The organism is Paenibacillus sp. JT31N11, from assembly GCF_056269285.1.
This window is the reverse complement of sequence record NZ_JBWDNQ010000002.1, coordinates 940,795-966,992: the sequence shown is the minus strand read 5'-3', so window position 1 is coordinate 966,992 and position 26,198 is coordinate 940,795. Positions and strand designations below refer to the sequence as shown.

Annotated in this window: 19 protein-coding genes and 1 pseudogene; 15 read left to right on the top strand and 5 right to left on the bottom strand. The window is 47.1% G+C overall.

Annotation, left to right across the window (positions count from 1 at the left end):
* Positions 1 to 292: 292 nt before the first annotated feature.
* From AC0YNV_RS12300 to AC0YNV_RS12265, 8 genes are all read left to right on the top strand, one after another.
* Entirely contained in the window at positions 293 to 937 is a 645-nt protein-coding gene (locus tag AC0YNV_RS12300) for a bifunctional 4-hydroxy-2-oxoglutarate aldolase/2-dehydro-3-deoxy-phosphogluconate aldolase (RefSeq protein ID WP_475768350.1), read from the top strand.
* A 13-nt stretch (positions 938 to 950) separates the two neighbouring features.
* On the top strand, positions 951 to 2,102 hold the full coding sequence (dgoD, locus tag AC0YNV_RS12295) for a galactonate dehydratase (protein WP_475768349.1): 1,152 nt from the start codon (positions 951 to 953) through the stop codon (positions 2,100 to 2,102).
* A gap of 131 nt (positions 2,103 to 2,233) precedes the next feature.
* The gene (locus AC0YNV_RS12290) at positions 2,234 to 5,248 is read left to right on the top strand and encodes a glycoside hydrolase family 2 TIM barrel-domain containing protein (protein ID WP_475768348.1); all 3,015 of its coding nucleotides are present in this window, start codon (positions 2,234 to 2,236) and stop codon (positions 5,246 to 5,248) included.
* 133 nt (positions 5,249 to 5,381) lie between these two features.
* A complete protein-coding gene (locus AC0YNV_RS12285; RefSeq protein ID WP_475768347.1) occupies positions 5,382 to 7,091 on the top strand; it encodes a sensor histidine kinase in 1,710 nt (569 codons plus the stop codon).
* On the top strand, positions 7,049 to 8,251 hold the full coding sequence (locus AC0YNV_RS12280) for a response regulator transcription factor (RefSeq protein ID WP_475768346.1): 1,203 nt from the start codon (positions 7,049 to 7,051) through the stop codon (positions 8,249 to 8,251). Before AC0YNV_RS12285 ends, AC0YNV_RS12280 begins: the two co-directional genes overlap by 43 nt.
* Positions 8,252 to 8,408: 157 nt before the next feature.
* Complete coding sequence (locus AC0YNV_RS12275) at positions 8,409 to 9,731, top strand: ABC transporter substrate-binding protein (protein WP_475768345.1); 1,323 nt, start codon at positions 8,409 to 8,411, stop codon at positions 9,729 to 9,731.
* A gap of 23 nt (positions 9,732 to 9,754) precedes the next feature.
* Positions 9,755 to 10,639 (top strand): carbohydrate ABC transporter permease, encoded by an 885-nt coding sequence (locus tag AC0YNV_RS12270; RefSeq protein WP_475768344.1) that lies wholly within the window; start codon positions 9,755 to 9,757, stop codon positions 10,637 to 10,639.
* A gap of 16 nt (positions 10,640 to 10,655) precedes the next feature.
* Positions 10,656 to 11,522 (top strand): carbohydrate ABC transporter permease, encoded by an 867-nt coding sequence (locus AC0YNV_RS12265; RefSeq protein ID WP_475768343.1) that lies wholly within the window; start codon positions 10,656 to 10,658, stop codon positions 11,520 to 11,522.
* A 115-nt stretch (positions 11,523 to 11,637) separates the two neighbouring features.
* Here AC0YNV_RS12265 and AC0YNV_RS12260 read toward each other — a convergent pair whose 3' ends face one another.
* From AC0YNV_RS12260 to AC0YNV_RS12245, 4 genes are all read right to left on the bottom strand, one after another.
* Complete coding sequence (locus AC0YNV_RS12260) at positions 11,638 to 13,272, bottom strand: extracellular solute-binding protein (protein ID WP_475768342.1); 1,635 nt, start codon at positions 13,270 to 13,272, stop codon at positions 11,638 to 11,640.
* A gap of 47 nt (positions 13,273 to 13,319) precedes the next feature.
* Positions 13,320 to 14,213, bottom strand: a complete 894-nt coding sequence (locus AC0YNV_RS12255; protein WP_210037888.1) for a carbohydrate ABC transporter permease — start codon at positions 14,211 to 14,213, stop codon at positions 13,320 to 13,322.
* Between the two features lie 21 nt (positions 14,214 to 14,234).
* Positions 14,235 to 15,158 carry an ABC transporter permease gene (locus AC0YNV_RS12250; protein ID WP_475768341.1) on the bottom strand — a complete coding sequence of 308 codons (924 nt, stop codon included), beginning with the start codon at positions 15,156 to 15,158 and terminating at the stop codon, positions 14,235 to 14,237.
* A gap of 85 nt (positions 15,159 to 15,243) precedes the next feature.
* On the bottom strand, positions 15,244 to 16,134 hold the full coding sequence (locus tag AC0YNV_RS12245; protein ID WP_475768340.1) for a helix-turn-helix domain-containing protein: 891 nt from the start codon (positions 16,132 to 16,134) through the stop codon (positions 15,244 to 15,246).
* A 349-nt stretch (positions 16,135 to 16,483) separates the two neighbouring features.
* Between AC0YNV_RS12245 and AC0YNV_RS12240 the strand changes: the two genes are divergently transcribed.
* Positions 16,484 to 16,783, top strand: a complete 300-nt coding sequence (locus AC0YNV_RS12240) for a MazG-like family protein (protein ID WP_210037885.1) — start codon at positions 16,484 to 16,486, stop codon at positions 16,781 to 16,783.
* A gap of 14 nt (positions 16,784 to 16,797) precedes the next feature.
* Here AC0YNV_RS12240 and AC0YNV_RS12235 read toward each other — a convergent pair whose 3' ends face one another.
* Positions 16,798 to 17,220 (bottom strand): DUF1801 domain-containing protein, encoded by a 423-nt coding sequence (locus tag AC0YNV_RS12235; RefSeq protein WP_475768339.1) that lies wholly within the window; start codon positions 17,218 to 17,220, stop codon positions 16,798 to 16,800.
* A gap of 234 nt (positions 17,221 to 17,454) precedes the next feature.
* Between AC0YNV_RS12235 and AC0YNV_RS12230 the strand changes: the two are divergent.
* The 6 genes and pseudogenes from AC0YNV_RS12230 to AC0YNV_RS12205 all read left to right on the top strand — a co-directional run.
* Positions 17,455 to 19,370, top strand: a pseudogene (locus tag AC0YNV_RS12230) (rhamnogalacturonan lyase); the annotation flags it as partial.
* A 537-nt stretch (positions 19,371 to 19,907) separates the two neighbouring features.
* On the top strand, positions 19,908 to 21,686 hold the full coding sequence (locus AC0YNV_RS12225; protein WP_475768338.1) for a sensor histidine kinase: 1,779 nt from the start codon (positions 19,908 to 19,910) through the stop codon (positions 21,684 to 21,686).
* 27 nt (positions 21,687 to 21,713) lie between these two features.
* Positions 21,714 to 22,730, top strand: a complete 1,017-nt coding sequence (locus tag AC0YNV_RS12220) for a response regulator transcription factor (protein ID WP_475768337.1) — start codon at positions 21,714 to 21,716, stop codon at positions 22,728 to 22,730.
* A gap of 253 nt (positions 22,731 to 22,983) precedes the next feature.
* Positions 22,984 to 24,282, top strand: coding sequence for an ABC transporter substrate-binding protein (locus AC0YNV_RS12215; protein ID WP_475768336.1), 1,299 nt, complete (start codon positions 22,984 to 22,986; stop codon positions 24,280 to 24,282).
* An 88-nt stretch (positions 24,283 to 24,370) separates the two neighbouring features.
* Positions 24,371 to 25,240 carry a carbohydrate ABC transporter permease gene (locus AC0YNV_RS12210; RefSeq protein ID WP_475768335.1) on the top strand — a complete coding sequence of 290 codons (870 nt, stop codon included), beginning with the start codon at positions 24,371 to 24,373 and terminating at the stop codon, positions 25,238 to 25,240.
* 64 nt (positions 25,241 to 25,304) lie between these two features.
* On the top strand, positions 25,305 to 26,171 hold the full coding sequence (locus AC0YNV_RS12205) for a carbohydrate ABC transporter permease (RefSeq protein ID WP_475768334.1): 867 nt from the start codon (positions 25,305 to 25,307) through the stop codon (positions 26,169 to 26,171).
* The last annotated feature ends 27 nt before the right edge of the window (positions 26,172 to 26,198 follow it).

The window sequence follows — 26,198 nt, the reverse complement described above, 5'->3', positions numbered from 1 at the left end:
TGACATCTAGAAATAAAGATACTATGATACCTTCATAAAGATCCGATCTATAAACAATGTGTTATGATTTTTTCAGTTATTATAGTTGTAAATCGCTATTATAGACCGGATTTATATACATGTTTAATAGATCAATTAAATATAGATACGATCTATATTGCCTGCCGTTGTGGCGGAGGAGGAGGATAGGAGGTTGATCCGGTGGATGCGGGAGACGGCTTCGCCGCCGGATTTATGAATAGATTGATACAGGATGAACAAAAAATGCGACACGTTAAGAGGTGGAATTATCATGAACAAAACGGAGCAGCTGCAGCAGTTAAAGGATTCCGGCATCGTTGCAGTTATTCGACGACCCCCGTATAACAAGGTTATCCCTATTACGGATGCACTGGTGGCAGGCGGCGTAGAAGCGCTGGAGGTTACGGTTGATACAGACCGGGCATATGAAATTATTGCCTGCTTGAAAGAGAGATACGAAGGGAAGGTCCTGGTTGGCGCAGGTACCGTATTAGACGAACAAACAGCGAAGACAGCGATCGAAGCAGGCGCTGATTTTATATTCTCTCCGATCCTGGATGAAGCTACGATCCGTCTAACCAATCAATATGGCAGGATCTCGATTCCAGGAGTTATGACGCCGACCGAGATCGTGAAGGGATATCAATATGGTGCGGACATGCTCAAAATTTTTCCGGGCTCCTCACTGGGCATCAATTATATAAAAGAGCTGTCGGCTCCATTAGGACATATACCGATGATGCCAACAGGTGGAGTTACCTTGGACAATGCGGGCCAATTTATTCGTGCAGGCGCTGTGGCCGTCGGCATCGGGAGTTCTTTAACGAACAAGAGTGCGATTGAAGAGGAACGGTACGATGAGCTTACAGATTTAGCTCGGCAATTCAAATTGGAAATCCAAAAAGCGAGAGAATAGGGAGAGGTTAAATTTGAAAATTACAAAGTTTGAAACTTTTATCGTACCGCCCCGGTGGCTGTTCTTGAAAATTGAAACGGATGAAGGAATAGTTGGATGGGGAGAGCCCGTAATCGAAGGCAAGGCTCATACGGTGCAAGCGGCTGTAGATGAACTCATGGATCATCTGATCGGGAAAGATCCGCTTCGCATTGAGGATCATTGGCAAGTCATGTACCGCGGCAGCTTCTACCGCGGCGGCCCCATACTGATGAGCGCGATCGCCGGAATTGACCAGGCGTTGTGGGATATCAAGGGGAAATATTACAATGCTCCAATATATCAGCTGCTTGGCGGGGCATGCCGGGATTCGATGCGTGTCTATTCCTGGATCGGCGGGGATCGACCGAGTGATGTTGGACAAGCGGCGTTGGACAAACAGCATGCAGGCTTTACAGCAATCAAGATGAACGCTACGGAAGAGATGCAGTATATCGATAGCTATCACAAGGTGGATCAGGTCGTGGAACGGGTAGCAGCGATCCGCGCTGCCACCGGTCCGGACTTTGGCATCGGCGTAGACTTTCACGGCCGTATTCATAAACCCATGGCAAAGGTGCTTGCCCAGTCACTCGAGCCTTACAGGCTGATGTTTATCGAAGAACCTGTGCTTCCGGAGAATAACGAGGCACTCCGGGATATTGCCAGTCATACAAGTACGCCGATTGCGACGGGAGAGAGAATGTTCTCTCGCTGGGACTTCAAATCATTGCTGGAAGACGGTTACGTGGATATCATTCAACCGGATTTATCGCATGCAGGCGGAATTACAGAGTGCAAGAAAATCTTCGCGATGGCGGAAGCTTACGATGTTGCAGTAGCCCCTCATTGTCCACTGGGCCCGATTGCACTTGCTGCCTGTCTGCAGGTTGACGCAACCGCTCATAATGCAATCATTCAGGAACAGAGCCTCGGGATACATTACAACCAGGGAAATGATCTGCTGGATTATGTAACGGACCCCGGCGTATTCTCCTATGAGGATGGTTTTGTGAAGATTCCGCAGGGTCCGGGTCTCGGTATTACAGTTAATGAGGAGTATGTCCGCAAGATGGCGTCGGAATCTCCGCACAGGTGGAGAAATCCGATATGGAGACATAAGGACGGGTCGGTCGCCGAGTGGTAGGATGAAAAGACCATCACTTCAAACAAAATGACACTGCAATCAAACAAGTGTCGGTATGAGAGCCCTTTACTATCGATTACAATGGATGGTGCGTATACCTAACCTAATTCGATGTTATGAGGAGAAAAGGCATGATTAATGTACCGAAGTATTGGGAAGATTTGAGCGTGCTGCAGAAGAGCAGAGAAGCGGCAAGAGCTTATTATATACCTTACGGGGATGCGGAATCCGCTTTGAGACAAAAGCGGGGAAAGTCTCCATTTTACCGTACACTTAATGGCAGCTGGAAATTTAAATATCATGAGTCGGTTCAACATGTAGAGAATGGATTCTATCAGATGGATGCAGATGTCAGCAGTTGGGATGACCTGATTGTCCCTTCATGCTGGCAGGTCAAAGGGTATGACCAGCTTCACTATACGAACGTGAACTATCCGTTTCCTTGTGATCCGCCGTATGTACCGAATGCTAACCCGGCAGGTTTATACGTAAGGGATTTTAATCTGTCAAGCGATTGGGATGGCAAACAAAAGTATATCGTGTTCGAAGGTGTGAATTCCTGTTTTTACCTCTGGATCAACGGAAAATGGGTGGGGTATAGTCAGGGTAGCCGCATGCCTGCGGAGTTTGATATTTCACCCTATGTGCAAGCTGGAACTAACAAGATTGCTGTGATGGTCTTGAAATGGTGTGACGGCTCTTATATCGAGGATCAGGATTTGTGGAGATTCTCAGGGATTTTTCGGGATGTCTATTTGCTGGCACGCAATCAGACCCATATTCGGGACCTGTTCAATCGTATGGAATTGGCAAGCGATTATCAAGTTGGAACAATAACCTGTGAGCTGGATACGATCGGTGCGCTGGAAGCTCAAGTGAAGCTTACTGACAGAGAAGGCCATGTCCAGGCATCGGGAGCGGTTACCGTAGATGGCAAGAGGAGCATCGAACTCCAGATAGACAAGCCTAAGCTGTGGTCTGCCGAAACCCCATATTTGTATCAATTATATATTTATGCTGCAGACGAAGTGCTTCATTTTGCAATCGGCTTCAGACGGGTGGAGATTATTGACGGGGTATTCAAGATTAATGGCATGGCTGTGAAGCTAAAGGGAGTAAATCGTCATGATTCTCACCCGCAGCTGGGACAAACGATACCGGTCAATCATATGATTCGAGACTTGAAGCTGATGAAATCCCACAATATTAATACGATAAGAGCGTCACATTACCCGAATGATTCACGCTTTCTGCAGCTCTGCAATGAATATGGCTTCTATGTGATAGATGAAGCGGATTTGGAGTGTCACGGGGTGTTTCATGCAGTAGGCAATTTCAATATGCTGACGCGTTTGCCGGAATGGGAACATGTATTTGTCGAACGGGCAGAGCGTATGATAGAGCGTGATAAAAACCATCCTTCTGTCGTGATCTGGTCCATGGGTAATGAATCCGGGTACGGCGCCAATCATATGTCGATGGCTAAATGGACGAAGGCAAGAGACAATTCCAGACCTGTTCATTATGAAGGCTCCGACCCGAGACATTTGGGAAGTCCCGATACGGCTGTGCTGGATATGGAGAGCCGAATGTATTCCTCCCCGGCTTATATTGAGGCCTACGCCAAGGATGAGAACAGTACGAAGCCGATGTTCATGTGTGAATACAGCCATGCTATGGGAAATGGTCCCGGCGATTTAAAGGATTATTGGGATGTCATCTATAAATATCCAAAGCTGATGGGCGGTTGTGTATGGGAATGGTCCGATCACGGTATTTTGACAACCAATAATGATGGAACGCGTTATTTCGCCTATGGCGGTAATTTTGGAGATCAGCCCAATGACGGCAATTTTTGTATTGATGGGCTTGTCTCACCCGATCGAATCCCTCACACCGGTCTTCTCGAATTGAAGAAGGTGATAGCCCCGATTCGACTGGAAGCGGGGAACCTGGAGGAAGGCTGCGTCCAGGTAACGAACTTATATGATTTTATTGATCTTTCTCACTTGACTCTGTATTGGAAGACGGAGAAAGATGGAGAACTCGCCGAGCAAGGCCAGCTGGAGCTGGAGCTGATCGCTCCGCATACCTCGAAGGCAGTGAGGCTGGACTATTCATGGCCAGAGGCATCCAATGAAACCTATCTGCTGACCTTGTCCTGTCGGTTGAAGCAGGATACGGTCTGGGCGAGTGCGGGTCATGAAGTGACTTTTGAACAGTTTGAGCTGCCCGTTGAAAGGCTGGCGCTGCCGGTACCTGCGGTTAATTATCCGCCAATCAAGTTGATGGAAGCCGATCAACAATTGATCATCGAAGGCTTTGATTTCCGTCATGTGTTTGATTTATACAATGGGACCTTCATCTCCGTGTCCAGGCATGGCGTAGATATGATCAAGAAGCCGCTGAGCTTCAACATTTGGAGAGCTCCAATTGATAATGACCGTAAGATTAAGGCAAAGTGGCTGGAAGAAGGCTATGATCGCGCACATATGCATATATACGAGGCAAGTGTGACAGATCAGGGGGCGTCATCTGTAGATATTAAAGTTAACTTCTCTTTGGGCGGTCACACTAAACCGCCTGTGCTGAACGGATTAGCATACTGGCGTGTGACCGGCAATGGCGAGATCAAGATGAAGGTTGAAGCTCAAGTTCGGGAGGATCTCTTATTCTTTCCCCGATTCGGAGTGCAGCTGACGATGCCGGCAGGAACCGAGGAAGTGGAGTATTTCGGAAATGGTCCTCATGAGAGCTATATCGATAAACAGCAAAGCACGCGAAAAGGGAAATATTTAACGTCAGTTGACGATTTGTTTACGCCATACATTATGCCGCAAGAGAACGGATCCCATAATGGCACCGACTGGGTGACCGTATCCAATGAGCAGGGGATGGGGTTGAAGTTCTCGGGAGCTAAACCATTCTCATTTAATGCTTCCCACTATACTCCGGAGGATCTGACCCATGCGATGCATGCCTATGAACTCGTCCGCCGTGACGAGACCATCGTTCACCTGGACTATAAAATGAGCGGTGCAGGCTCCAACTCCTGCGGTCCGGAGCTTCTGGAAGTCTACCGGCTGGACGAGAAGCAGTTTACATTTGAGATTAGTATTATGCCTGTATTTAAGGAAGATGAATAAGCACGAGATAGAAGGTGTCCCCGAAGCGAAAACTTTAGGGACACCATTTGTTCAAATTAAAGGTGTTTTTTGATATACTGTGATGGTTCAATATTCAGCATATAAAATGACTAGCTAGAAGAGGGTATTGATTATGAGCGGCTTTAAGGGAAGATTGTCTTGGATCAGGATGGCTGGAAATGTCCGAACTAAGCTTCTGCTCATCTTTTTCATTGTTGCTGTACTGCCGTTGGGCACGCTTGGCTATTTTTCTTATCATAAATCGTCCAAAGTCGTTAATTCACAGTTTGGCAGCTATGGCATGTATGCAGTGGAGCAGCTAAAGCTGCATTTTGATTCCAATATCAAGCAGATGGATCAAATTACAGGCAATATCTTAGCTTATATGATTGCCTCATCCATATTCATTGGTGACAAGCCTCCAACAACCTATGCACAATACGTTGAAGAAAGAGATTTTCAAAACTATCTGTCCTCTATTGAAAGTACCAACATTTTCAAAGTGGCGGTTATTACTCCTTCGGGAAGAGTCATCGGAAATAGCTCAGTGAGTATGGATAACCTGGCAAGTTCGTCCTTTTGGTCGTATGTATCCGCTTACAATAATAGACATGTTGTGATCCATATTCCGGATTACTATTCGCCGCCTAATGATGATTATGCGATCAGCCTGATCGTGCCGCTTAAGAATGGTCTTGGATTTCCCAGCGGGAGCCGGATATTGATTGATATGAAAGCGGATACGATACTGAGCTTGATCAGAGCTTTTGAGAAGGATATGCAGTCCCATTTGCTGATCATGGATGCGTCGGGGGAGATTCTGCTGCAGACGTCCTCCGATTATGTGAATAAGGATGATGATATTGTCTGGTCCCGCTCCTTGGATACGGAAGACTGGATTGTGGAAGCGAGAATTCCTTATGCCACTTTCTACGAATCCTCCACAGTTATTTTGCGATACTCGCTATTTATTGCTGTATTGGCTGTCATCGCGGGGGTTATAATGGCAGGCTTCTTCTCGTTCCGATTTACAAGGCCGATTATGAAGCTGGCCCAATCGATGCGTAGATTTGGTGATGGAGATCTGTTGATACGCACACCGGTGATGTCATCGGATGAGCTTGGTTATCTAAGTGAAACCTTCAACAGGATGACCGGCCAGATACAAGGCCTGGTTCACGAGATTAGCCGGACGGAGAAGCTGAAAAGCGACGCAGAGCTCAGGGCGCTGCATTACCAGATCAATCCGCATCTCTTATTCAATACATTGAATTCTATACAGTGGAAAGCAAAGTTAGCCCATCAGCCGGAAATCCTTAAAATGCTGCAGCATTTAATCGTGGTTCTGGACGGAAGCTTTAACTTCAAACAGACGCTTGTCCCTCTTCACAAGGAACTGGAGATCGCCCGCCATTTCATAGAGATTCAGCGGTTCCGGTACGAAGATGTTTTCACCTGCGTGTTTGACATACAACCGGGGCTTGACGATTGTCTGGTTCCCCGGATGGTGTTTCAGCCATTACTTGAAAATATATTTTTCCATGGATTTCGGGATGGTCTTGGTCGCATTAACATGAGAATTTTCACTGTCAATTGTGAATTATATATGGAGCTTGAGGATGATGGGGTCGGGGTCAAGCTGGAGCATATGGAGTTCATAAGTTCCGGGATGAAGATTCCGGGTAAGCAGGGCGGGTTGGGTCTAAGAAATGTGGATGAACGGTTTAAACTTCATTTCGGTAATGCATACGGCCTAACGTTGGAATCAAACAGAAATATAGGAACGAAGGTGACGTTGGCATGGCCAATAACGAGAGAGCTCAATCCCCACTCAAAGTATTAATTGTAGACGATGAACAACTCGTGCGTAAAGGCCTGCGCATGACCATTGATTGGGAGAAGCATCGGATGACCGTTGTAGACGATGCGCCAAATGGGAGCCTCGGCTGGCAGAAATTTTTGAAGTATCGTCCCCAGCTGGTGATTACCGATATTGTCATGCCGGAGATGGATGGAATAGAGCTGGCCCAGAAGATAAAAGAAGAAGCGCCAGAGACTGCCATTCTGTTTCTGAGCTGTCATCGGGATTTTGCGTATGCCAGGCATGGGATTCAAATTGGGGTGAGCGATTACATTGTTAAGACGGATATGGACGATGAGCATATTGATAACTCCCTGAACCGTGTACGCATAGAGATTGAGAAGATGACCGCGAAGCAGCAGACCTCTCTGTCTGTGGTGAAGAATCAACAGGATCAGTCTGCAGAAGCTCTGGGTACATGGCTTCATCATCGCGGTCATGCGTCAAAAGAGCATCTTATGCAGCATCTTCGGCTGCAGTGGAATTGGATGCTGTCCGGGGCTTATATCTTTCACCTATACATCCCCAAGGAGAAAGAAACCGTTAATCGATCCTATCAGAAACAATGGAAGGACCTGTCTATGGCTCACCAGGATCAATTGAAGACGTTAGAAATAGACGCCTATACGGACCTCATTGTGTGTGATCAACAATTACTGGGTATCGTACAATCCAAACTGGTAGAAATGAAATTTCAGGACAATACGATCGAGTGGCGGCAGGCAGGTCCCATTACAAGCGTGGAGGTCTGGTTCACTGCCGTAAGCAAGTTGTATCGGTTATGGGAAGTGGAGTGTCATAACAAGCTGTTAAGTACGGCGCATAAGGAAGATATTATTGAAGCTATCGACTATATTGACCAGCATCTGGATTCAGACCTTCGAGCTGCGGATGTGGCGACATATATCGGAGTTAGCCGGAGTTATTTCAGCACGATATTCAAGGAAGCTACAGGCTGCAGTATTATATCCTTTATTTCTGAGCGCAAGCTGGAGAAAGCCAAGGAACTTCTGACGGCTACCACCATTCGGACAGAGGAAGTGGCGGAGAAGATAGGTATTAACGATGTTAAATATTTCTCGAAATGGTTTAAGAAGCGTGCTGAGCTTACGCCAGGGCAATATCGGACACTAACAAAATGACGATTCATTCAAACAAATAGACGATAATGGCCTGGGTTCTCCGGGCTTTTTTTTATTTATCGGAAAAGATCACACTAATATCAAACGTCTGTCGGTATGAAATCCCTTACAAAATATTTATGATAAGAATGAAGAAATGACTAGGGGGTTACGACTTATGAAAAGAAAAAGTACGCTGTATGTACTCATTGCTTGTCTCATGATTTCTTTACTGGCCAGCGCTTGCTCCAGCTCCACCAAGCAGGCTGCATCGAATGATCCGGGAACAAGCGATGAGAAGGTCAAGCTGGTTGTATGGATTTGGGAAACGGCAAAAGATGGATTGGATCTGAATATGGAAGCTTTCAAAGCCAAGTATCCGAATATCGAGATTGAGTTTCAAACCATGAAGTCTACCGACTTGTACTCCAAATATTTAATTACTTCAAGTACGGAAGATGAGGTACCGGATATTGTAGCTGTGGAGTCCACCAATCTATCTCAAATCGTACAAATCGATTCCTTGCTGGACATTACCTCGCGCGTGGAGCCTTACAAGGATAAGATGAGTGCTTATAAATGGGAAGATGCCACTCGGGATGGAAAAATATACGCAATGCCCTGGGATAGCGGTCCAGTCGTGATGTTCTATCGTAATGATCTGTTTGCCCAAGCTGGTCTTCCTACCGATCCCGAAGAGGTCGCCAAGAAGATTCAGACCTGGGATGACTATTATGAGGCTGCCAAGCTGGTCAAAGAGAAAACAGGAGCTTTCATGTACGGGGATTCCAAGACAAATTCCAGCAGCCGGATGTTTGAATCGATGCTGTGGCAGCGTGGCTTGTGGTACTTCGATGACCAGGGGAAGGTAGCCGTGGATTCTCCGGAAGTGAAGGAATCGGCAGACTTCCTGATCAAGATGCAGAAAGATGGGCTTGTTTTCGATGCTCGTGCGAACACCGATCAATGGGGTAACGGTATTCGTGATGGGAAGATCGCTACGGTTGTTGGGGGCTCATGGCATGATGCGATAATCGAGAATCAGTATTCTCCGTCTGACAAGGGGAAATGGTCCGTAACGATGATGCCGAAATGGTCGAAGGATGACACCTATACGGGTGCTAACCAGGGTGGAGCGAATCTGGCAATCAACAAAAACTCCAAGCATCCCGAAGAGGCTTGGGATTTCATTGAATTCATGCTTAGCAATGAAGAATCGCAAGTGAAAATGATGACGGGTGCAGGCCTGTTTCCGGCTCTGATGGTGGATGATGATGCATCAATGGAAGAAACGTCAGCCTACTTCAATAATCAAGCGATTCGTAAAGTGTACGCCCAATCTCTCGCAAATACGTATCCGCTCGCATATACGTCCGATTTTCCAATGGCAAACAAGCTGATGACTGATGTATGGGCTAAAGTATTTCTCAATAATGTTAGCTCTGAGCAGGCGCTGAAAGAAATGGCGGATGAGCTTCGCAGCAAGACGAAGAGAAATTAATTAACATGTCAGGAGGGGACGATATGAAGACTTCCAAATGGAACAAGCAGTTATTGTTTGCTCCCTATATATACATATCACCCTATTTCATATTGTTTTTCATCTTCTCTTTGTATCCCATTCTGTATTCGTTCTATATCAGCTTTACGGACTGGAATGGTTCTGGCGAGAAGACGATGATCGGATTTGATAATTATATTGAGCTGTTCGGGGATAAGAACTTTTGGTTATCCCTCTGGAACAGCTCGATTATCTTCTTGATGTACGTGCCGATAATGCTGTTTCTTGGACTTATCTTTGCTTCCATTCTGAATTCCAATTGGATGGTTGGAAAAGGCTTTTTTCGGATGGCTCTGTTTGTGCCCAACTTTGTATCGGTAGTGGCTGTATCATTCGTGTTCGTCTTGCTGTTTAATACCCAGGATGGTTTGATCAACACTGTACTTGACAATATGGGGCTGATCGATAGTCCGATACCTTGGCTGGAATCCCCCTGGTGGGCCCGCATTTCCGTAGCGGTGATGGTGTTGTACCGTTGGATTGGCTACAATATGCTCCTGCTTATGACGGGGCTGCAGAGCATATCTAAGGATTTGTATGAAGCGGCTTATGTGGATGGATCAACCAAATTGAAGAGCTTTTTTCTTATCACGATTCCTTTGGTCAAAAAAATGCTCCTGTTCTGTACCGTGCTCTCTACGATTGGAACGTTCTCGCTGTTTACAGAGCCGTTTATCCTGACTCAGGGCGGGCCGCTTAATTCGACATTGACCCCAATTCTAATGCTGTATAATGAGAGTTTCCAAAACTTTAATTTCGGATACGCATCTTCGATTGCCGTCTGCTTTTTTATTCTGATGATGGCGATTTCATTAATACAGATGCGCGTATTCGATGATAAAGATTAGGAATGGGGGAAAATTCATGGAAAAAACGGTGACAATGCGTCGAGCAGCTGCCGCATCCAGTACGAAGCGGGGCTGGACATCGACGCTGGCCTTCATACTGATGACCTTAATTTCACTGGCAACACTATTTCCGCTGTTCTGGCTGTTCAGTTCTTCACTTAAGGACATCAGTGAAATATTTGTGAATCCGCCGATCTGGATTCCATTAACACTACACTGGGAGAATTTCACGGAGCTATTTGTAAATCGGAAATTCGGCATCATCACATGGAACAGCTTCTTGCTGTCTTCGACTTCGACGCTGATTGCATTACTGTTCTGCGGTTTGGGTGGTTTTGCCTTCGCGAAGTATCATTTCAAAGGTAAGAAGATTTTGTTTATATTCGTACTTGCCTCTCTTATGATTCCTCACGAGGCTACGATGGTCCCGTTATTCTCAATATATAAAGGCTTACATTTAATAGATAACATCTGGGGAGTAATTTTACCCGACCTGGCAAACGCTTTCGGTATATTTTTCATGCGTCAATATTGTACATCGCTTCCGGATGAGATGCTGGAAGCAGCACGTATTGACGGCTGCAGTGAATTCAAGCTTTTCCGTCGAATTGTATTGCCGAATTTAAAATCGGGCTTTGCGGGATTAGGCATTATCCTGTTCGTCAAGCAGTGGAACAACTTTCTGTGGCCTTCCGTTATCTTGAGATCTCAAGAGCATATGACATTATCTGTTGCGCTCAAGGCACTGGAAGATAGTAATAATACGCCCTACCATCTCATCATGGCCGGTTCGGTCATAAGCGTGCTTCCCCTGTTGATCATTGTCTTGATCTTTCAGAAGCAATTGATTGCAGGAATGATTGAGGGAGCCGTAAAGGGCTAGTTAAAGCGGAGCGTGGAGATCAAGAATACTTTGGACTAAATAAGTTGAACGAACTGGACCCCATTCGCTTTGCAAAAGTCGCACAAAGGTGCGACTTTTGCACCATGGAGATTACTTATTCAAGCTTGCTCTTGTTTTCCTGCCATTTTTCCGTCTTATACTGCAGAAGCTTCCCGTAGCCCGCTTGCTGCGCATCGGCTTCGGCCTGATCCAGGACGGCGGATACTTCCTCGTCGGTTTTCGCATTCATGATGGCACTTGCTCTCGCTTTTTCATAAATGTCGAATACGCTTTGCTGGGCAATGCCTTCTTCCGTATCGCCTGCCGGAGTCAGGTTTACAAATTCCGTTGTATTAAACTGGGTTTTCCACGTTATTTCTGACTGCCAGTACGTATCCCAGCTGCGCTTTTCAGGCGGAAGGGTGGACTCGAATTTCATTTTGGATTTATCGACATATACGGTGTTGCCGTTCCATTGAAAGTTCACAATAGCAGACATTAATTTCTCGCGATCAGCCGCTTTCGTTACAAACGCATCGTTGAAGAGAGGATATTCATTCTCATCCGTGCCTTCCCAGTATAAGCCTTCAGGTCCCCACATAATGATGCGCTGGCCTTCAGGGCCGGTAAACCAGTCGAGGAATGCGAAGATGGCCTCCGGATCTTTGGCCGCTTTTGTTATGACGCTGACGTTCCAGCCCAGCTGTGTGTAGTCGCCAGGGAAAATCTTGTTGCGGTCAAGACCCTCCTTATGCACCGGCCAAACCATAATGTAACCGGCGTCAGGGTCCTGCTCCTTCAGGAGCGTGTTGCCAATTGATCCGAATTCGGTTGGACTGGATGCGATGAACACTGCGATTTTGCCGGTCAGCACCTTTTGCTCGACCTGCTCCAGCTTTTGCGTGAAGGAGTCCTGTGAAATCAGCCCTTCCCGGTACAGCCTGCTGGCAAATTGGATGAATTCCCGGTAGACCGGATCGGTGAAAAGGGAAGTCAGCTTATCGCCGGACGGTACCGCCATCATAGCGTTGAATGTAGGTGGGCGGTTTTCCGCGAAGGCCGATACCAGAATGTCGATACCCGAAGCGCTCTGCCCGACTTCAAGCGGTACGACATCCGGATACTTTTCCTTAACCAGCTTCAGATAATCAAACAGCTCATCGGTCGTTTCCAGGCTGGGGGAACCAAGCTCCTCATAAATTTTCTTGTTTACCACATAGCCTGCATTGCCGTTAGGCTGCGTCGTATACCAGTTCGGGAATTGATAAAGCTTGCCGTCTGGGGACCGCAGCATGTCAATCGCATCTTCTCCGGCCCATTTTTTCAAATTGGGGTATTTCTCCAGGTACTCATCGAACGGCACGAGCATACCCTCGGAACGAAGCTTCTCGACATCGGCATCGCGTTCCATCCAGATGACGTCGGGCAGCTCGCCCGAAACGATCATCGTATTGAACTTTTGCTGGGCGTTGCCGCCCGAGCTGATCGGGGTAATGTTGATTTTTTTGTTGTCCTGGATCCACTTGGTAGCGGAATCCTCGCCCCAATTCGGCATCGTATACCAGTCATAATGCCCATAGAAGGAAAAATCGAGCGGCGTCTCGCCTAACACAAAGGAAGTTTCCGCAGGGGGATCCCCTTCGTTTGTCCCCGGGGACGGCTCGTTGCTGCCGGAGCATCCCGTTATAACCATTGCGGCAGCGAGTACGGATGACAAGGCGGCTTGATACGTTCTTTTGATTTTTTGCATCTCCAAACTCCCTCCCCTTGATTACTGGCAATAATCGTTAACCTCGCTTATTCTTTCAAAGAGCCGATAAGAACACCCTTCACAAAGTATTTCTGCACTAAAGGATAGACGCATAGAATCGGTACGGTCGCGACCATCATTGTAGCCATCGACAAGGATTTGGTCGTTACGGCCTTCATCGAGTTTAACCGGCCCTGCGCCGCTGAATCCATCTGGGCCATCTGCTCCGCCATAATATTGGAGTTCAGAATTTGCTGAAGCTTCGTTTGAATAGGGAGAAGATCCACATTCGATATATACAAGCCTGGCGTAAACCAGTCATTCCAGTGATACACGGCTGTGAACAGCGATAATGTCGCAATGACCGGGCCGGATAAGGGGAAGATGATGCGAAACAGGATGCCCCAGTTGGAGGAGCCGTCAATTTGCGCCGATTCCTCCAGACCGCTTGGAATGCCCGCAAAAAATGTACGGAAAATAATCATGTTCCAGACGCTGATAATGCCCGGGATGACCATGACCCAGAAGGTGTTCATTAATTCCAGCTCACGGATGAGCAAATAGCTCGGAATCAGGCCACCGCTGAAGTACATCGTGACAATACACATAATCATGTAATATTTGCGTCCTATCAGCTGCTTTTTGGTCATGCCGTAGGCGAATATGGCGGTGGCGGAAATCGACAAGGCCGTTCCGACCGCCGTGCGGAGCACGGAAATGATAAAGCCATTGACCAGCCGTTCGTCCTTGAATACGACCTCGTAATTTTGCAGGGAGAACACACGGGGCCAGAACGTAATGCCGCCGAGCATGGTATCTGTACCGGAGTTGAATGAAATAACGGCAGCGTTCCAGAATGGATAAAAGGAGGAAAAGCCAAGCAGCGTCAGCAAAAAATAATTGATTCCGACGAATGTTTTGTCGCCTAATGACAGTTTCATAGCTTTACCCTCTCTTTCCCGCTACCATAAGCTGTTGCCTGACTTTCGGGCCAGATAGTTAGCGCCTGCCAAAAGTCCGACACTGATAACGGCTTTGAAGAGCCCGGCGGCCGTTGCATACGAGAACCTGGAATTGTTAATGCCGACGCGGTATACGTAAGTTTCAATGACATCGCTGACGTCGCGGAGCACAGGGTTTGCGGCTAACAGGAGAATGTCCTCGAAGCCGGCGTTCAACAGATTGCCGATTGCCAGAATCGAGAATACGATAATGACCGGCATAATTGAAGGGAGGGTGATGGCATAGATCTGCCTGATCCTGCTGGCTCCGTCTATAGCGGCGGCCTCGTATAAATGAGGGTTTATGCCTGCAATCGCGGCTAAATAAACGATAGAGGCAAAACCGATTTCCTTCCATACTCCTGTCGCCACGAGAATGGCCCAGAAGTATTCGGGAATCGACAGGAAATTCAGCGGCTCATCAATAATGTGAAGCGCCTGCAGCAGGATGTTGATACTCCCATTGTCCGTAGACAGCATGGAAATGACGAATCCGGACACGATCACCCATGACAGGAAGTGGGGCAAATAGCTGATGGTTTGCACGATGCGCTTGAAGGTGCGGTGACCGACTTCGTTCAGAATTAATGCCAATAGAATGGGGGCCGGGAAACCGATGCCAAGCTTCAGCATGCTGATGACTAATGTGTTGCGCATGATGGTCCAGAACTCAGGTGCCTGAAAAAACATCTCAAAGTGCTTAAAGCCTACCCAGGGGCTGTTCAGAAAACCTTTGAAGATGCTGTAGTCCTGAAAGGCCATTAATACTCCGTACATGGGGATGTAACTGAACACAAATATGAAAAGCAATGCCGGCACTACCATGAGTTGAATATCCCATTGCCGCCACAAACGTGTCAGTCTGGAGGTTTTCGTCTGCAGCATCTGATTCCCCCTTAAATATTCCTTATTTCCTTATTATAGAGGGACAAATGCCGTTATTCTCCATCAAATCGCTTATAAAGCAACACTATCTTACTGTTTGTTTCCACTCTTGGTTCTTGAGTTTTTTAGGCGAGGCTCCGATATGCTTCTTAAACAGGCGATTGAAATTGGATAAACTGCGGAAGCCGCATTCATGGGCAACATCCATAATTTTCATCGTATTGCTTTCAAGCAGCTCAATAGCGCGTTCCAGGCGGATATGAATCAAATAAAGCAAAGGCGGAGTGTCGACCGCGTACCGGAATAGATCGCTGAAGCGGGAGGGGCTGAGGTAAACGAGCGAGGCAAGCTCTTCCAGCGTCCATGCATGGGTATAATTTTCCTCCATCGCATGAATGACGTTGCGTATTTTCTCTAATTGCTGGGCGTTGATGGCCTGTTTGGCGCGGTTCATGCTTGTATTGCGGAAGTGTCTGTTAACGGTAGCCAGGAAACGGAGCATAATGGAGTAAACGATGGATTCATAGGAGCTTTCTTTGCGGTTATGCTCATCCTGAATTTCCAGCAGAAGCGAGCGAAGCATCCCGATTTGCTGATTATTCCGGTCGAGCAGATTCGTAAAACTAACCCCCATCTCCTTAAATGGCGACAGGATGACGGGATCGTACCGGAGGCTGCTCATAAACCAGGAAGCATCGAACGATATGACCTGCATGACCAGATCTTTTGTCTCGTAAGCGCGGTGAAGATCATTTGAATTAATGAGCAAAATATCTCCCTGCTGAAATTCAAACGTCTGTCCGTTAATGATGTAATAGCCTGTCCCGGCTTTAATGAAGTTGATTTCCAATATATCATGCCAATGAAGCCTCTGATAGTGGGCGTTGACGCCAATCGTGTCGACAACCTGAACAGGATATTTTTTAGCTAATATCAGTTTTTCCTTCGGGATTTCCGCAGAATACGCTTGTGCCATGCCCATCGCTCCTTACTATTTATTCAAATTTGTTGAATAATAAGGTTCTCCCATAATGGAGCAGTCTTTACAGCTTTTTTATATTTAGAGTATACCATTGTTAACCATATTTGGTTTCTGTAAATAAGCGGGCTAATAATGGCTTCCATTCTGTTGATCTATTCAACTAACACGGCGTTAATAGTATAATGTATCGTGTGTTTCTACAATAAATGGGATAGAGCTTTAAGAGGCAGCCCGACAGAAAAAAAGCGAGGCCGCTCCTTATAATGGAGTGCCTCACTTTATCAACGGGTTAAATTTCAGTGCTTCATGCATAAATAATGATGATAAGGAAGGTTGTTCAATCATGCAAATATCCGAGATGCAAAAACATACCAAAGAATTCAGTATCGAGAAGGGATTCGACAAGTCTACCATTGAACAAAGATCGCTTTTTCTGGTTACCGAAGTAGGAGAGATGGTTAGGGAGCTATTGCATATTTCCTATCATCCGGATCATGAGAAGATGGAAGAAATCAAAGATCGTCTTGGTCTGGAAATGTACGATATAGTGTGGAATATCTGCGACCTTGCCAATAAGCTGGATATCGACCTGGAACAGTCTTTTCAGAAAAAGACAGAGATCAATAAGACCAGAACATGGTAATGTGATAGATCACTTTATTGTTTTGGGTAGGTCTCATTCAGAAACTTTACAGATTGGTTAATCAATGCCTTCAAAACTTCATGATTAATGTCATCTGCTTTGTTAATGTAGACGCAGGCTTTCCCTGATGTATGTTTTCCGAGCTTCTGCAATAGCGCCTCCCGCTCCGTGTCGCCTGTCGCAAAATACAGGCTGATCTTGGCTTTTCGGGGTGAAAAGCCAACGAGCGGGGCATCACCCTCGTGACCAGAATCGTATTTGTAGTGATACGAACCAAACCCAATGATACTGGGTCCCCACATTTTCGCAGGATAACCAGTCGTTTCTGTAAATATATCCAGCAGCTTATAGGCGTCTTCACGTTTCTTAAGATTCTCGACAGATTCAATAAACTCAATAACAGAGTTGTCGGTTTCTTTTGTTTTCTGTTCATACATAGCAGGATCTCTCCCTTACTTTACACAGTGCTAGACTTAAAGTTACAGTATCATGTACGCAGACAGGCTGTCAAAATCGGAAATGCTGATGCCGAAAATTTAACTTGAACTATTCTATTGAATTAATACTATCTTGTTTGCAAAAAAATCCTATTGCTGTAAAACTGCCAATGAATTAGGTTTAAGGAGTCACAATAATTGTGATAAATAACCAATTATAGGAGGCTCTAGTTAATGGGAAACGTACGGAACTGGAAGCGATCTATGAAGAAAACCGGATTGTGCTTGCTTGGCTCCATTCAAATTGCGGCTGTTTGCTCACCTTTGCAAACGGTTACAGCAAATCCCGCGGATGCTGTAACCGGGCAAGCGCAAGAGAAGAGACAGATGGAATATTTGGACCGCGGACTGGTGGCGGTTAAAACCGATGGGGGGGTCTTCGTCAGCTGGCGGCTGCTGGGTACAGAACCGTCTGATATTTCATTTAATCTTTACCGTAACGGAAAAAAAGTGAATAACACTCCGATCTTCACCAGCACCAACTATCTGGATGCATCAGGAACGACAAGTGCCGCATACACGGTTCGAGCCGTCTTGAACGGCAGGCAGCAGCCAGCGTCTGATGAAGTGAGCGTTTGGGGTGGATCATATCTCGATGTTCCCCTGCAAAAGCCGCTGACGGGACCAATCAGGATGGCTCTGTGTACACGTATAACGCTAACGATGCAAGTGTCGGAGATGTGGATGGGGACGGTCAATACGAGCTTATTCTGAAATGGGATCCTTCCAATTCCAAGGACAATTCGCAAAGCGGTGTAACCGGTGAAGTATATATCGACAGCTATAAGCTGGACGGTACCTTTCTGTGGAGAATATCACTCGGCCGCAACATTCGCGCCGGAGCTCATTACACGCAGTTTATGGTTTATGATTTGGATGGTGACGGTAAATCGGAAGTGGCCATGAGAACGGCTGACGGTGCCGTAGACGGCACGGGAAAAGTCATAGGCGACCCGAACGCGGACTTCCGGACTGCTGAAGGTTACGTGTTATCCGGTCCGGAATATCTCACCTTGTTTGAAGGCGCAACCGGGAAAGAAATGATTTCCGTACCCTTTGAACCAGCGCGGGGAAATGTCACCGATTGGGGTGATGATTACGGCAATCGTGTCGACCGTTTTCTTGCAACTATCGCCTACCTCGACGGCAAAAGACCGAGTCTGGTCATGGCTCGCGGCTACTACGCTAAAACCTCATTGGCAGCCTACAATTGGAGAGACGGCAAGCTCACCAAACAATGGTCCTTTAACAGCAACGGCAATCCCGCCTATGAAGCCCAGGGAAATCATAATTTGACTGCGGCCGATGTGGATGGCGACGGGAGGGATGAAATTGTTTACGGTGCCATGACCTTTAGCGAGGACGGTCAAGTTCTGTATGGCACAGGGTTGGGTCATGGCGATGCGCTTCATGTAGGGGATCTGGATCCCGACAGGCCGGGTCTGGAAGTATTTAAAGTCATGGAGCATAAGGATTCCCCTTATGGCGCAGCGGTTTGGGATGCCTCTACGGGCCAAACCATCTGGGGGATATATACAGGTACAGATACGGGCAGGGGGATGTCGGCCGATATCGATCCTACCTATTTGGGCGAAGAACAATGGGCCGGCTCCGGCGTTGGCCTAAATACCGTAAAAGGCCAAAAAATAAGCAGCTCTACGCCATCTTCTACTAACTTCGGCATCTGGTGGGATGGTGATCTGCTTCGTGAGCTTCTGGATCATAATTACAATTCGGCCATAGGAGCAGGTCCCGGCAAGATTGACAAATGGGATTATGTAAATGTCAAGACCAACAACCTATTGACTGCGGAAGGGACGCTGTCCAATAATTCTACGAAAGGCACTCCAAACCTGCAGGCCGATATTCTGGGCGACTGGCGGGAAGAAGCGATCTGGAGAACAGCCGACAGCAGCGCGCTGCGAATTTATACGACGACAGCGATTACGGAGCATCGCCTTCCTACGCTCATGCACGACCCGCTTTACCGTCTGGACGTGGCTTGGCAGAATGTAGCTTACAACCAGCCTCCGCATACCAGCTATTATTTGGGAGAAGGTATGATACAGCCTCCAGCGCCTGACATTTATGTAACGTATATTGCGGATGTAAACGTAAATCCCGGCTCGCTGAATCTGAAGAGCCATGGAGGAGATCATTCTGTGACGGTTCATATAAATATCCCGGAATATGATAGATACTCCAATATAAGCTTGTCATCCGTTTCCATGAGCGTGAATGGCGGCACTTTGCAAGGGGGAGATGCCAAAGGGGATAGTTCCAAGGGATTTACGGTTAAATTTGACCGGCAACAGCTGATTAACCTCCTTTCGGGGCAAACCGGCGAGGTCCAAGTGAAGGTTAACGGAGTGCTGGAGGATGGAAACCATTTTACCGGCAGTGACAGCATTAAGGTACACTAATCATATCTTGCAACCGGTTGGCTCGCCCTTGTGCTTGCCGAGTGCTCTTCTTAGATCGAATCCCCTGCGGCTTATGGCCGGCAGGGGATTTTGTCTTTTCCATCCTGTACATATCCCTAAGCTGCAATTACAATGACTATTGAAGATTATTCATTATGAACTCAGACAGCACAGAGCCGTTTGGTACAACATGGAGGTGTCAGCTTGCCAGCGCTAAAAAATTATTGGGAAACCCGTACGTTTAAAAAAAAGTTGATTATTACCTTTATGCCTCTGGTCCTTATTCCGATGATATTCCTGACCGTGCTGTCAAGCTGGATCTATAGCAATCAAATTACCAAGAGCATGGATAACAATGTGGTCAATACTGTAAATCTGGTCAATGAACATTTGGACACCTATCTGGATGAGCTTACCAGGCTGTCGGTTCTCCCCTATTATAACAGCCAAATTTTGAATATTATGCAGCAAACCGGGAATATCGGCGATTCGGATTTTAAACAAATTCAAGGGCTTCTATCGCAGGCGATCCGCAACCCCAGGGAGGACCTGCAAAGCGTATCCATTTACAGGAGAGACGGACAGATTTTTTCAAGCTCCATCTATGATGCAGCCATTAATTATCAGTATGACTTCAAAAGCTCGCCCTGGTACAAGAAAGCGATTGCATCGAATGGAAAGGTCGTTTTCACCGGAAAAGTCAATGATTCACGTATTATTAACCGTCCGGAGCCCGCTTTTTCAGTCGTCAGAGCGATCAAGATCTATAATGGGCCGATCCTTGGCGTTATTATCATCGATGTGAACTTTACCGGTCTGGAAAGTATTTTCAAGCCTGTGGATCTGGGCAAGGATTCGAATATTATTGTACTGGATGACCACCATCAGACCATCTACAGCAAAAATAACCGTTATATGGAAGCGCTGCCGAATATCGATGCCTCGAATGACAGGATACAGGATATTAAGACGGCCAGCGATAAACTGATTGTTCATCATATCGATTCTGCGGATACGGGGTGGAAGATCGTCGGAATGGTGTCCGAATCCGAGATGAATCAAGGGAAAGCCATATTATATAAAACCATTCTCACGGTAATGGCCCTTATTGTTCTGGTCATCGTCATTGTTTCGGTGTTATTGTCCGATACGATCACGAAGCCTTTAAAGACGCTCCGCATGCTGATGGGCAAGGTGGAGAAGGGTGATTTCAACGTGGCCTATCATTCCTTGAACGGTAATTTGGAAATCAGCCTGGTCGGAAGAGCGTTCAATAAAATGAATCAGAAAATTGATGAGCTGATCAACCAGGTGCTTGAAATTCGTTTTAAGCAAAAGGAAGCGGAGCTCAATAATCTCAAGCTTCAAATCCGGCCTCATTTTTTGTTTAATAACCTTGAGGCGATCCGGGCTTTGGCGGAAATCGGTGACCGGGAGGGGATCGTGGAGATTACCTCAGCCCTCGGCGGCATGCTTCGTTACAGTCTGAATAAACAAGATTCGAAGGTCGAGCTTCGCGACGAGATTCATCAGATCCGGAATTATCTCAAAATAGAGCAGATTCGTTCGGGAAATTCCCTGATCGTCGACTATGACCTGGAACAAGAGCTTTTGAACTGCATGACGATCCCTATTCTGCTGCAGCCCGTGGTCGAAAATTGCATTCATCACGGGTTTGATCAAGTGAACGGACCGAAAAAAATCAAGATTGCGGTTCAGCCGTATGAAAGCGGTATATTCATCATGGTGCAGGATAACGGAACGGGCATGACGGCCAGCGATCAAATGGAATTGAACGCCTATCTGGCCGCTGAGGCAGCTGAGCTGACGTTTGGCAGCTCGGGAATCGGCCTTAAAAACCTGCATTCAAGAATTCAGCTGGAGTACGGGCCGCAGTTCGGTTTATCCATAATCAGCGAGTACGGGGAGGGGATGACCGTTCAAATCAAAATCCCCAGAGTCGAGCTCCGAACACGGATTTGATGGATCAAGGGAAGGGAGGAAACGGATATGCATCGTTTATTGGTGGTCGATGATGAATGGCTGATTCGTACGGGTATCGTTCGAATGGTAGAGAGGCTGAGTCCCGAATGGTTGGTCGAACAAGCGGCAAACGGTATAGAAGCGATAGAGCGGATCAAGCAAGCTTCCTATGATTTGATCTTTTGCGATATCAAGATGCCCGGATTGGACGGCATTGAAACATTGGATGAATTAACCCGGAAGGGCTATCGGATTCCGGTTGTCTTTCTGACCGGGTACGATGAGTTTGCCCTCATGCAGAGCGCGCTCCGTTTAAGGGCTTATGATTATCTATTAAAGCCCATTCATGACCAGGACATACTGGCCGTTTTCACAAGCTTCAAGAAGGATTTTTTAAGCATCAACATGCGTTCCGATGTACAGCAGGCCAATCTTCAGCAGTTTGAGTTCCAGCTTCTGAATGCGCTGGATTCGTTTGACGCCGACCGTGTTTTTGGCGCAATAGAGGAAGGACAGGCTTTGTTAAGCGGTCAGATGACCATCACGGAGTATGTGGATGAAATCCTGCGGATTACAAATCATTTTTTCAGTAAGTACCGCATCCAGGGCTTCGATAAGGATTTACCTATTACATCGAATGATCTGAGCAATCTATCCCATATCCGGCATGCGATCCAAATCCGGTTTTCCTATATCAAGCAGATCGAAGGAAACGAGAAAGGCGAGCATAAGATCATTAAATTGGTCAAGGAATTCATCAATACTCATCTGCAGAAGCAGCTGACGCTTGCCGAGGTCGCGGATTATGTTCATTTTAACCCTACTTATTTCAGTGAATACTTTAAGGAAAAAAGCGGGGAAACCTTCATACAATACGTAACCCGCATAAAAATCGAAAAAGCCAAAACCATGCTGATGGACCCAACCATAAAGATTAACGACATATCTGAATATCTGGGTTATAAGGATCCGAGATCCTTTAGTAAAATGTTCAAGAGTTTTCTGGGAATGACGCCGACGGAATACCGCAGTATTCAAAGTTGATAGTCAACACGGGGCATCCCGGCCTTCCAATGTGATTGGAGGGTTATTCTTTTTTTCCTGAATTTTCCAAAAGGAGTTGGATCATAAAATGCTCTGGCAGCGAATCGGCGGGTTGTTCGCCAGGTGCGGAAAGACCTGAAGAATTGTTCCTTATTCCGAATGTTAACACGTTTCCATAGGAAATTAAAACGGTTACAATTATCGCAGATGGTCGCGACATCAAGATTATAGGATCGAAAGATGGGGGTTTAATATGAAACGGCTTACATTATCGTTGTTGGTTGGCCTTATGGTCGTTGGTACCGGTTTGTTAAGCGCTTGCTCGTCAGATAAGCCGGACTCGGCTGCGTCCGATTCTGCCGCAGCCGGCGATAAACAGATTACGCTTAATTACTATGATTGGACCGATGAGCAGCCTTATATGGATCAAGTTATAAGCGCTTTCGAGAAGAAATATCCAACTATTAAAGTCAATGCCAGCTATGTGCCAAGCAACGATTATATCCAGAAAATTCTTGTGAATTTGTCGACGGGCGGCGGGGATATGGATGTATTCGCTACCCAAAGCACGTCAAATCTCGCTGAATACATCTCCAAGCAGGTGCTTGAGCCGCTGGACGATCTGGCAGGCTCGCCGGAACTGGTCGGAATTGCCGACCCGATCAGCCAGGTTAAATACGACGACCACATCTACGGCCTTCCCTATCGGACCAGCAAGTGGGTGCTCTACTACAACAAGGATCTCTTCGACAAGGCGGGCGTCCCGTATCCCGACGGAACATGGACATGGGATCAATATGAAGAGGCTGCCAAGAAGCTGACAAGCGGAAGCGGTCAGAATAAAACTTACGGTTCCATGAGTTATCAGTCCGACAACACCTGGTGGAGGGTTCTGGCTAACATCGAAGGGGCGAATAACCCGCTAAACCCCGAAGAACTGCCGAAATTCAAGCAGGTGCTGGAGTATTATTATAACCTGACCTATACGGACGGAGCACAGCAGCCGTTCGGCGAGCTGGTCGGCAATGCGGGCGCCGATTTTGCGGGACGCTTCCTTCAGGGAAGCGCAGCCATGATGTGGAACGGCGACTGGGCTGTACAGATGCTGAACGACGCCATTCAGCAGAAAGGCGTGAAGCTGAACTACGATGTCGCTCCGCTGCCGCATTGGAAAGACTCGGAGCCGGCTACGACAGGTTCGTTCGCCGCCGTCATGGTGAACAAGCAGACGAATCATATGGATGAGGCGAAGAAGCTCTCTGAATTTATCGCTTCGGAGGAAGCGGCGAAAATCATGGCCGGCAACGGATTATTGACGGTCTGGAGCACCGATGCCGTGAAGCAGGCGTATCTGACCAAGGTGACGACGCCGGAGCATGTCAGCGTTTTCTCGGACAACACCAAGGTTCTGAGTCAAGTGCCGATGGATCCGCTGTACAATCAAGGAATCAACATTGTAAAAGAAGAGTCTTCTCTCTATCTGTTAAAGACGCAGTCGCTGGATCAAACCATGAAGAACATCCAGGACCGCATCAAAAAAGAAGTCAAATGATAAACTGAATTGCCGCAACCGCTTTCTGCCCGTCCGCGGGCAGAAGGCGCTGCCAAAGCCGCAACTTTACAGCAAAGAGGGGGAAGACATGCTCCGCTTTAAACAATACAGTATCGCGTACTTGTTCCTGGCGCCAAGTCTGATCGGCTTGCTCGTGTTTATTTTATACCCGGTTCTGGATTCGCTTTATTTGAGCTTTACGAAATGGGACGGATTAACGCCGATCCAATTTATTGGACTGGATAACTATCGGGATTTGTTGACAGACCAGACCTTCGGCATTTCATTGCGGAATAATATCTATTACACGGTCGTTACCGTGCCGGTCACCATTGCGCTATCCATTCTGCTCGCGCTTGCAATGAATGTGAAGGTTCGGGGAATAAAAGTGTTCCGTGTACTCTACTTCTTTCCGAATATTACGGCTTCCATCGCTGTCGGCATTATCTGGGCGGCGATGTTTACGCAATACGGGCCGATTAATACGATTCTGCGGTTTGTCGGCGTCAGCAATCCGCCAAGCTGGCTCGCTTCGACCTCCCTGGCGCTGCCGGCCGTCATGCTGGTCAGCATCTGGAAAAGCGTCGGCTATAACGCCGTCATTTTATTTGCCGGCCTGCAGGGCGTGCCCCGCCAGCTGTACGAAGCGGCCGAGCTGGACGGAGCGAACCGGTTCAAGCAATTTTTGCATGTAACGCTTCCAGGCTTGTCGCCGGTTATTTTCTTTAGCGCCGTGACAGGGGTCATCGGCTCGTTCCAGGTCTTTGATACCGTGATGGCCATGACGCAGGGCGGTCCGGGAAGATCGACGAACGTTCTCGTCTATTACATTTACAATTCGGCCTTCCTGAACTATCGCTTCGGCGCCGCCTCGGCGATGTCCTACGTCTTGTTCGTCATCATCCTGATCCTGACGCTCATTCAGTTAAGGGTTCAAAAACGTTGGGTCACCTATTAAAAGATAACCCCACAAAGTGGCTTTTGCATAAAGATTCTTGATCGAATAGAAAGGAGCGCGGATTGTGGAACTGACAGCGGGCGAAAGCCCAAAGAGATTGGGTCTTGGCAAGAAACAGGTCCTTCGGACCGTTCCGACCTATATCCTGCTTCTGGTTGTATGCATTGTGACCGTCCTGCCGTTCATATGGATGCTGTCCGGCTCGCTTAAAAATCAGGCGACGATTTTCCAGCATTCCATGCAGCTTATTCCCACGCAGCCATTATGGTCAAATTACAGCGATGTATGGAGTAAAATTCCGTTCGGCACTTTTTATTGGAACACCGTTAAAGTCTCGGTAATATCGACAGCCGGTTCGCTGATCTCGGCATCGCTTGCCGCCTATGCCTTTGCCAAGCTGAAATTCCCAGGAAACAGCAAATTGTTTTTGCTCTACTTGGCGACGATGATGATTCCCGGCCAGGCGATTATGATACCGCAATTTACCATTATGAAGAATCTGGACCTCGTCAATACCCATTGGGCGTTAATCCTGCTCCATTTGTTCAGTCCGTATGGCGTTTTCCTGCTCCGGCAATTTTTCATTCAACTGCCGCATGATTTGAACGAGTCCGCCCGCATCGACGGTTGTTCGGAATTCGGCATATTCTTTCGGATTGTACTGCCTTTGGCCAAGCCGGCGCTTGTGACGTTAGGCATATTCAATTTGCTGGGATCATGGAATGATTTTCTTCAGCCCTTGATTTACCTGAGCAAAGAAAATCTGTACACGATCCAGATGGGGATTCGATATTTTCAACAGGTGAACGGTGCTGACTATCCGCTTATTTTGGCTGCCACCACCATGTCCCTGGTTCCGATTATTATCATCTATTTGTTCGCCCAGCGGTATTTTATTGAAGGAATTGCGGTTACGGGGACCAAGGGATAAATTCAGAGATCGGAAAGGAAGCCATGA

Bases quoted from the DNA above. Each gene is read 5' to 3' on its own strand.
- AC0YNV_RS12260 (WP_475768342.1), bottom strand. From the start codon at position 13,272: ATGCAAAAAATCAAAAGAACGTATCAAGCCGCCTTGTCATCCGTACTC.
- AC0YNV_RS12300 (WP_475768350.1), top strand. From the start codon at position 293: ATGAACAAAACGGAGCAGCTGCAGCAGTTAAAGGATTCCGGCATCGTT.
- AC0YNV_RS12270 (WP_475768344.1), top strand. From the start codon at position 9,755: ATGAAGACTTCCAAATGGAACAAGCAGTTATTGTTTGCTCCCTATATA.
- AC0YNV_RS12240 (WP_210037885.1), top strand. From the start codon at position 16,484: ATGCAAATATCCGAGATGCAAAAACATACCAAAGAATTCAGTATCGAG.
- AC0YNV_RS12280 (WP_475768346.1), top strand. From the start codon at position 7,049: ATGGCCAATAACGAGAGAGCTCAATCCCCACTCAAAGTATTAATTGTA.
- AC0YNV_RS12285 (WP_475768347.1), top strand. From the start codon at position 5,382: ATGAGCGGCTTTAAGGGAAGATTGTCTTGGATCAGGATGGCTGGAAAT.
- AC0YNV_RS12255 (WP_210037888.1), bottom strand. From the start codon at position 14,213: ATGAAACTGTCATTAGGCGACAAAACATTCGTCGGAATCAATTATTTT.
- AC0YNV_RS12275 (WP_475768345.1), top strand. From the start codon at position 8,409: ATGAAAAGAAAAAGTACGCTGTATGTACTCATTGCTTGTCTCATGATT.
- AC0YNV_RS12220 (WP_475768337.1), top strand. From the start codon at position 21,714: ATGCATCGTTTATTGGTGGTCGATGATGAATGGCTGATTCGTACGGGT.
- AC0YNV_RS12245 (WP_475768340.1), bottom strand. From the start codon at position 16,134: ATGGCACAAGCGTATTCTGCGGAAATCCCGAAGGAAAAACTGATATTA.
- AC0YNV_RS12215 (WP_475768336.1), top strand. From the start codon at position 22,984: ATGAAACGGCTTACATTATCGTTGTTGGTTGGCCTTATGGTCGTTGGT.
- AC0YNV_RS12235 (WP_475768339.1), bottom strand. From the start codon at position 17,220: ATGTATGAACAGAAAACAAAAGAAACCGACAACTCTGTTATTGAGTTT.
- AC0YNV_RS12210 (WP_475768335.1), top strand. From the start codon at position 24,371: ATGCTCCGCTTTAAACAATACAGTATCGCGTACTTGTTCCTGGCGCCA.
- AC0YNV_RS12290 (WP_475768348.1), top strand. From the start codon at position 2,234: ATGATTAATGTACCGAAGTATTGGGAAGATTTGAGCGTGCTGCAGAAG.
- AC0YNV_RS12250 (WP_475768341.1), bottom strand. From the start codon at position 15,158: ATGCTGCAGACGAAAACCTCCAGACTGACACGTTTGTGGCGGCAATGG.
- AC0YNV_RS12265 (WP_475768343.1), top strand. From the start codon at position 10,656: ATGGAAAAAACGGTGACAATGCGTCGAGCAGCTGCCGCATCCAGTACG.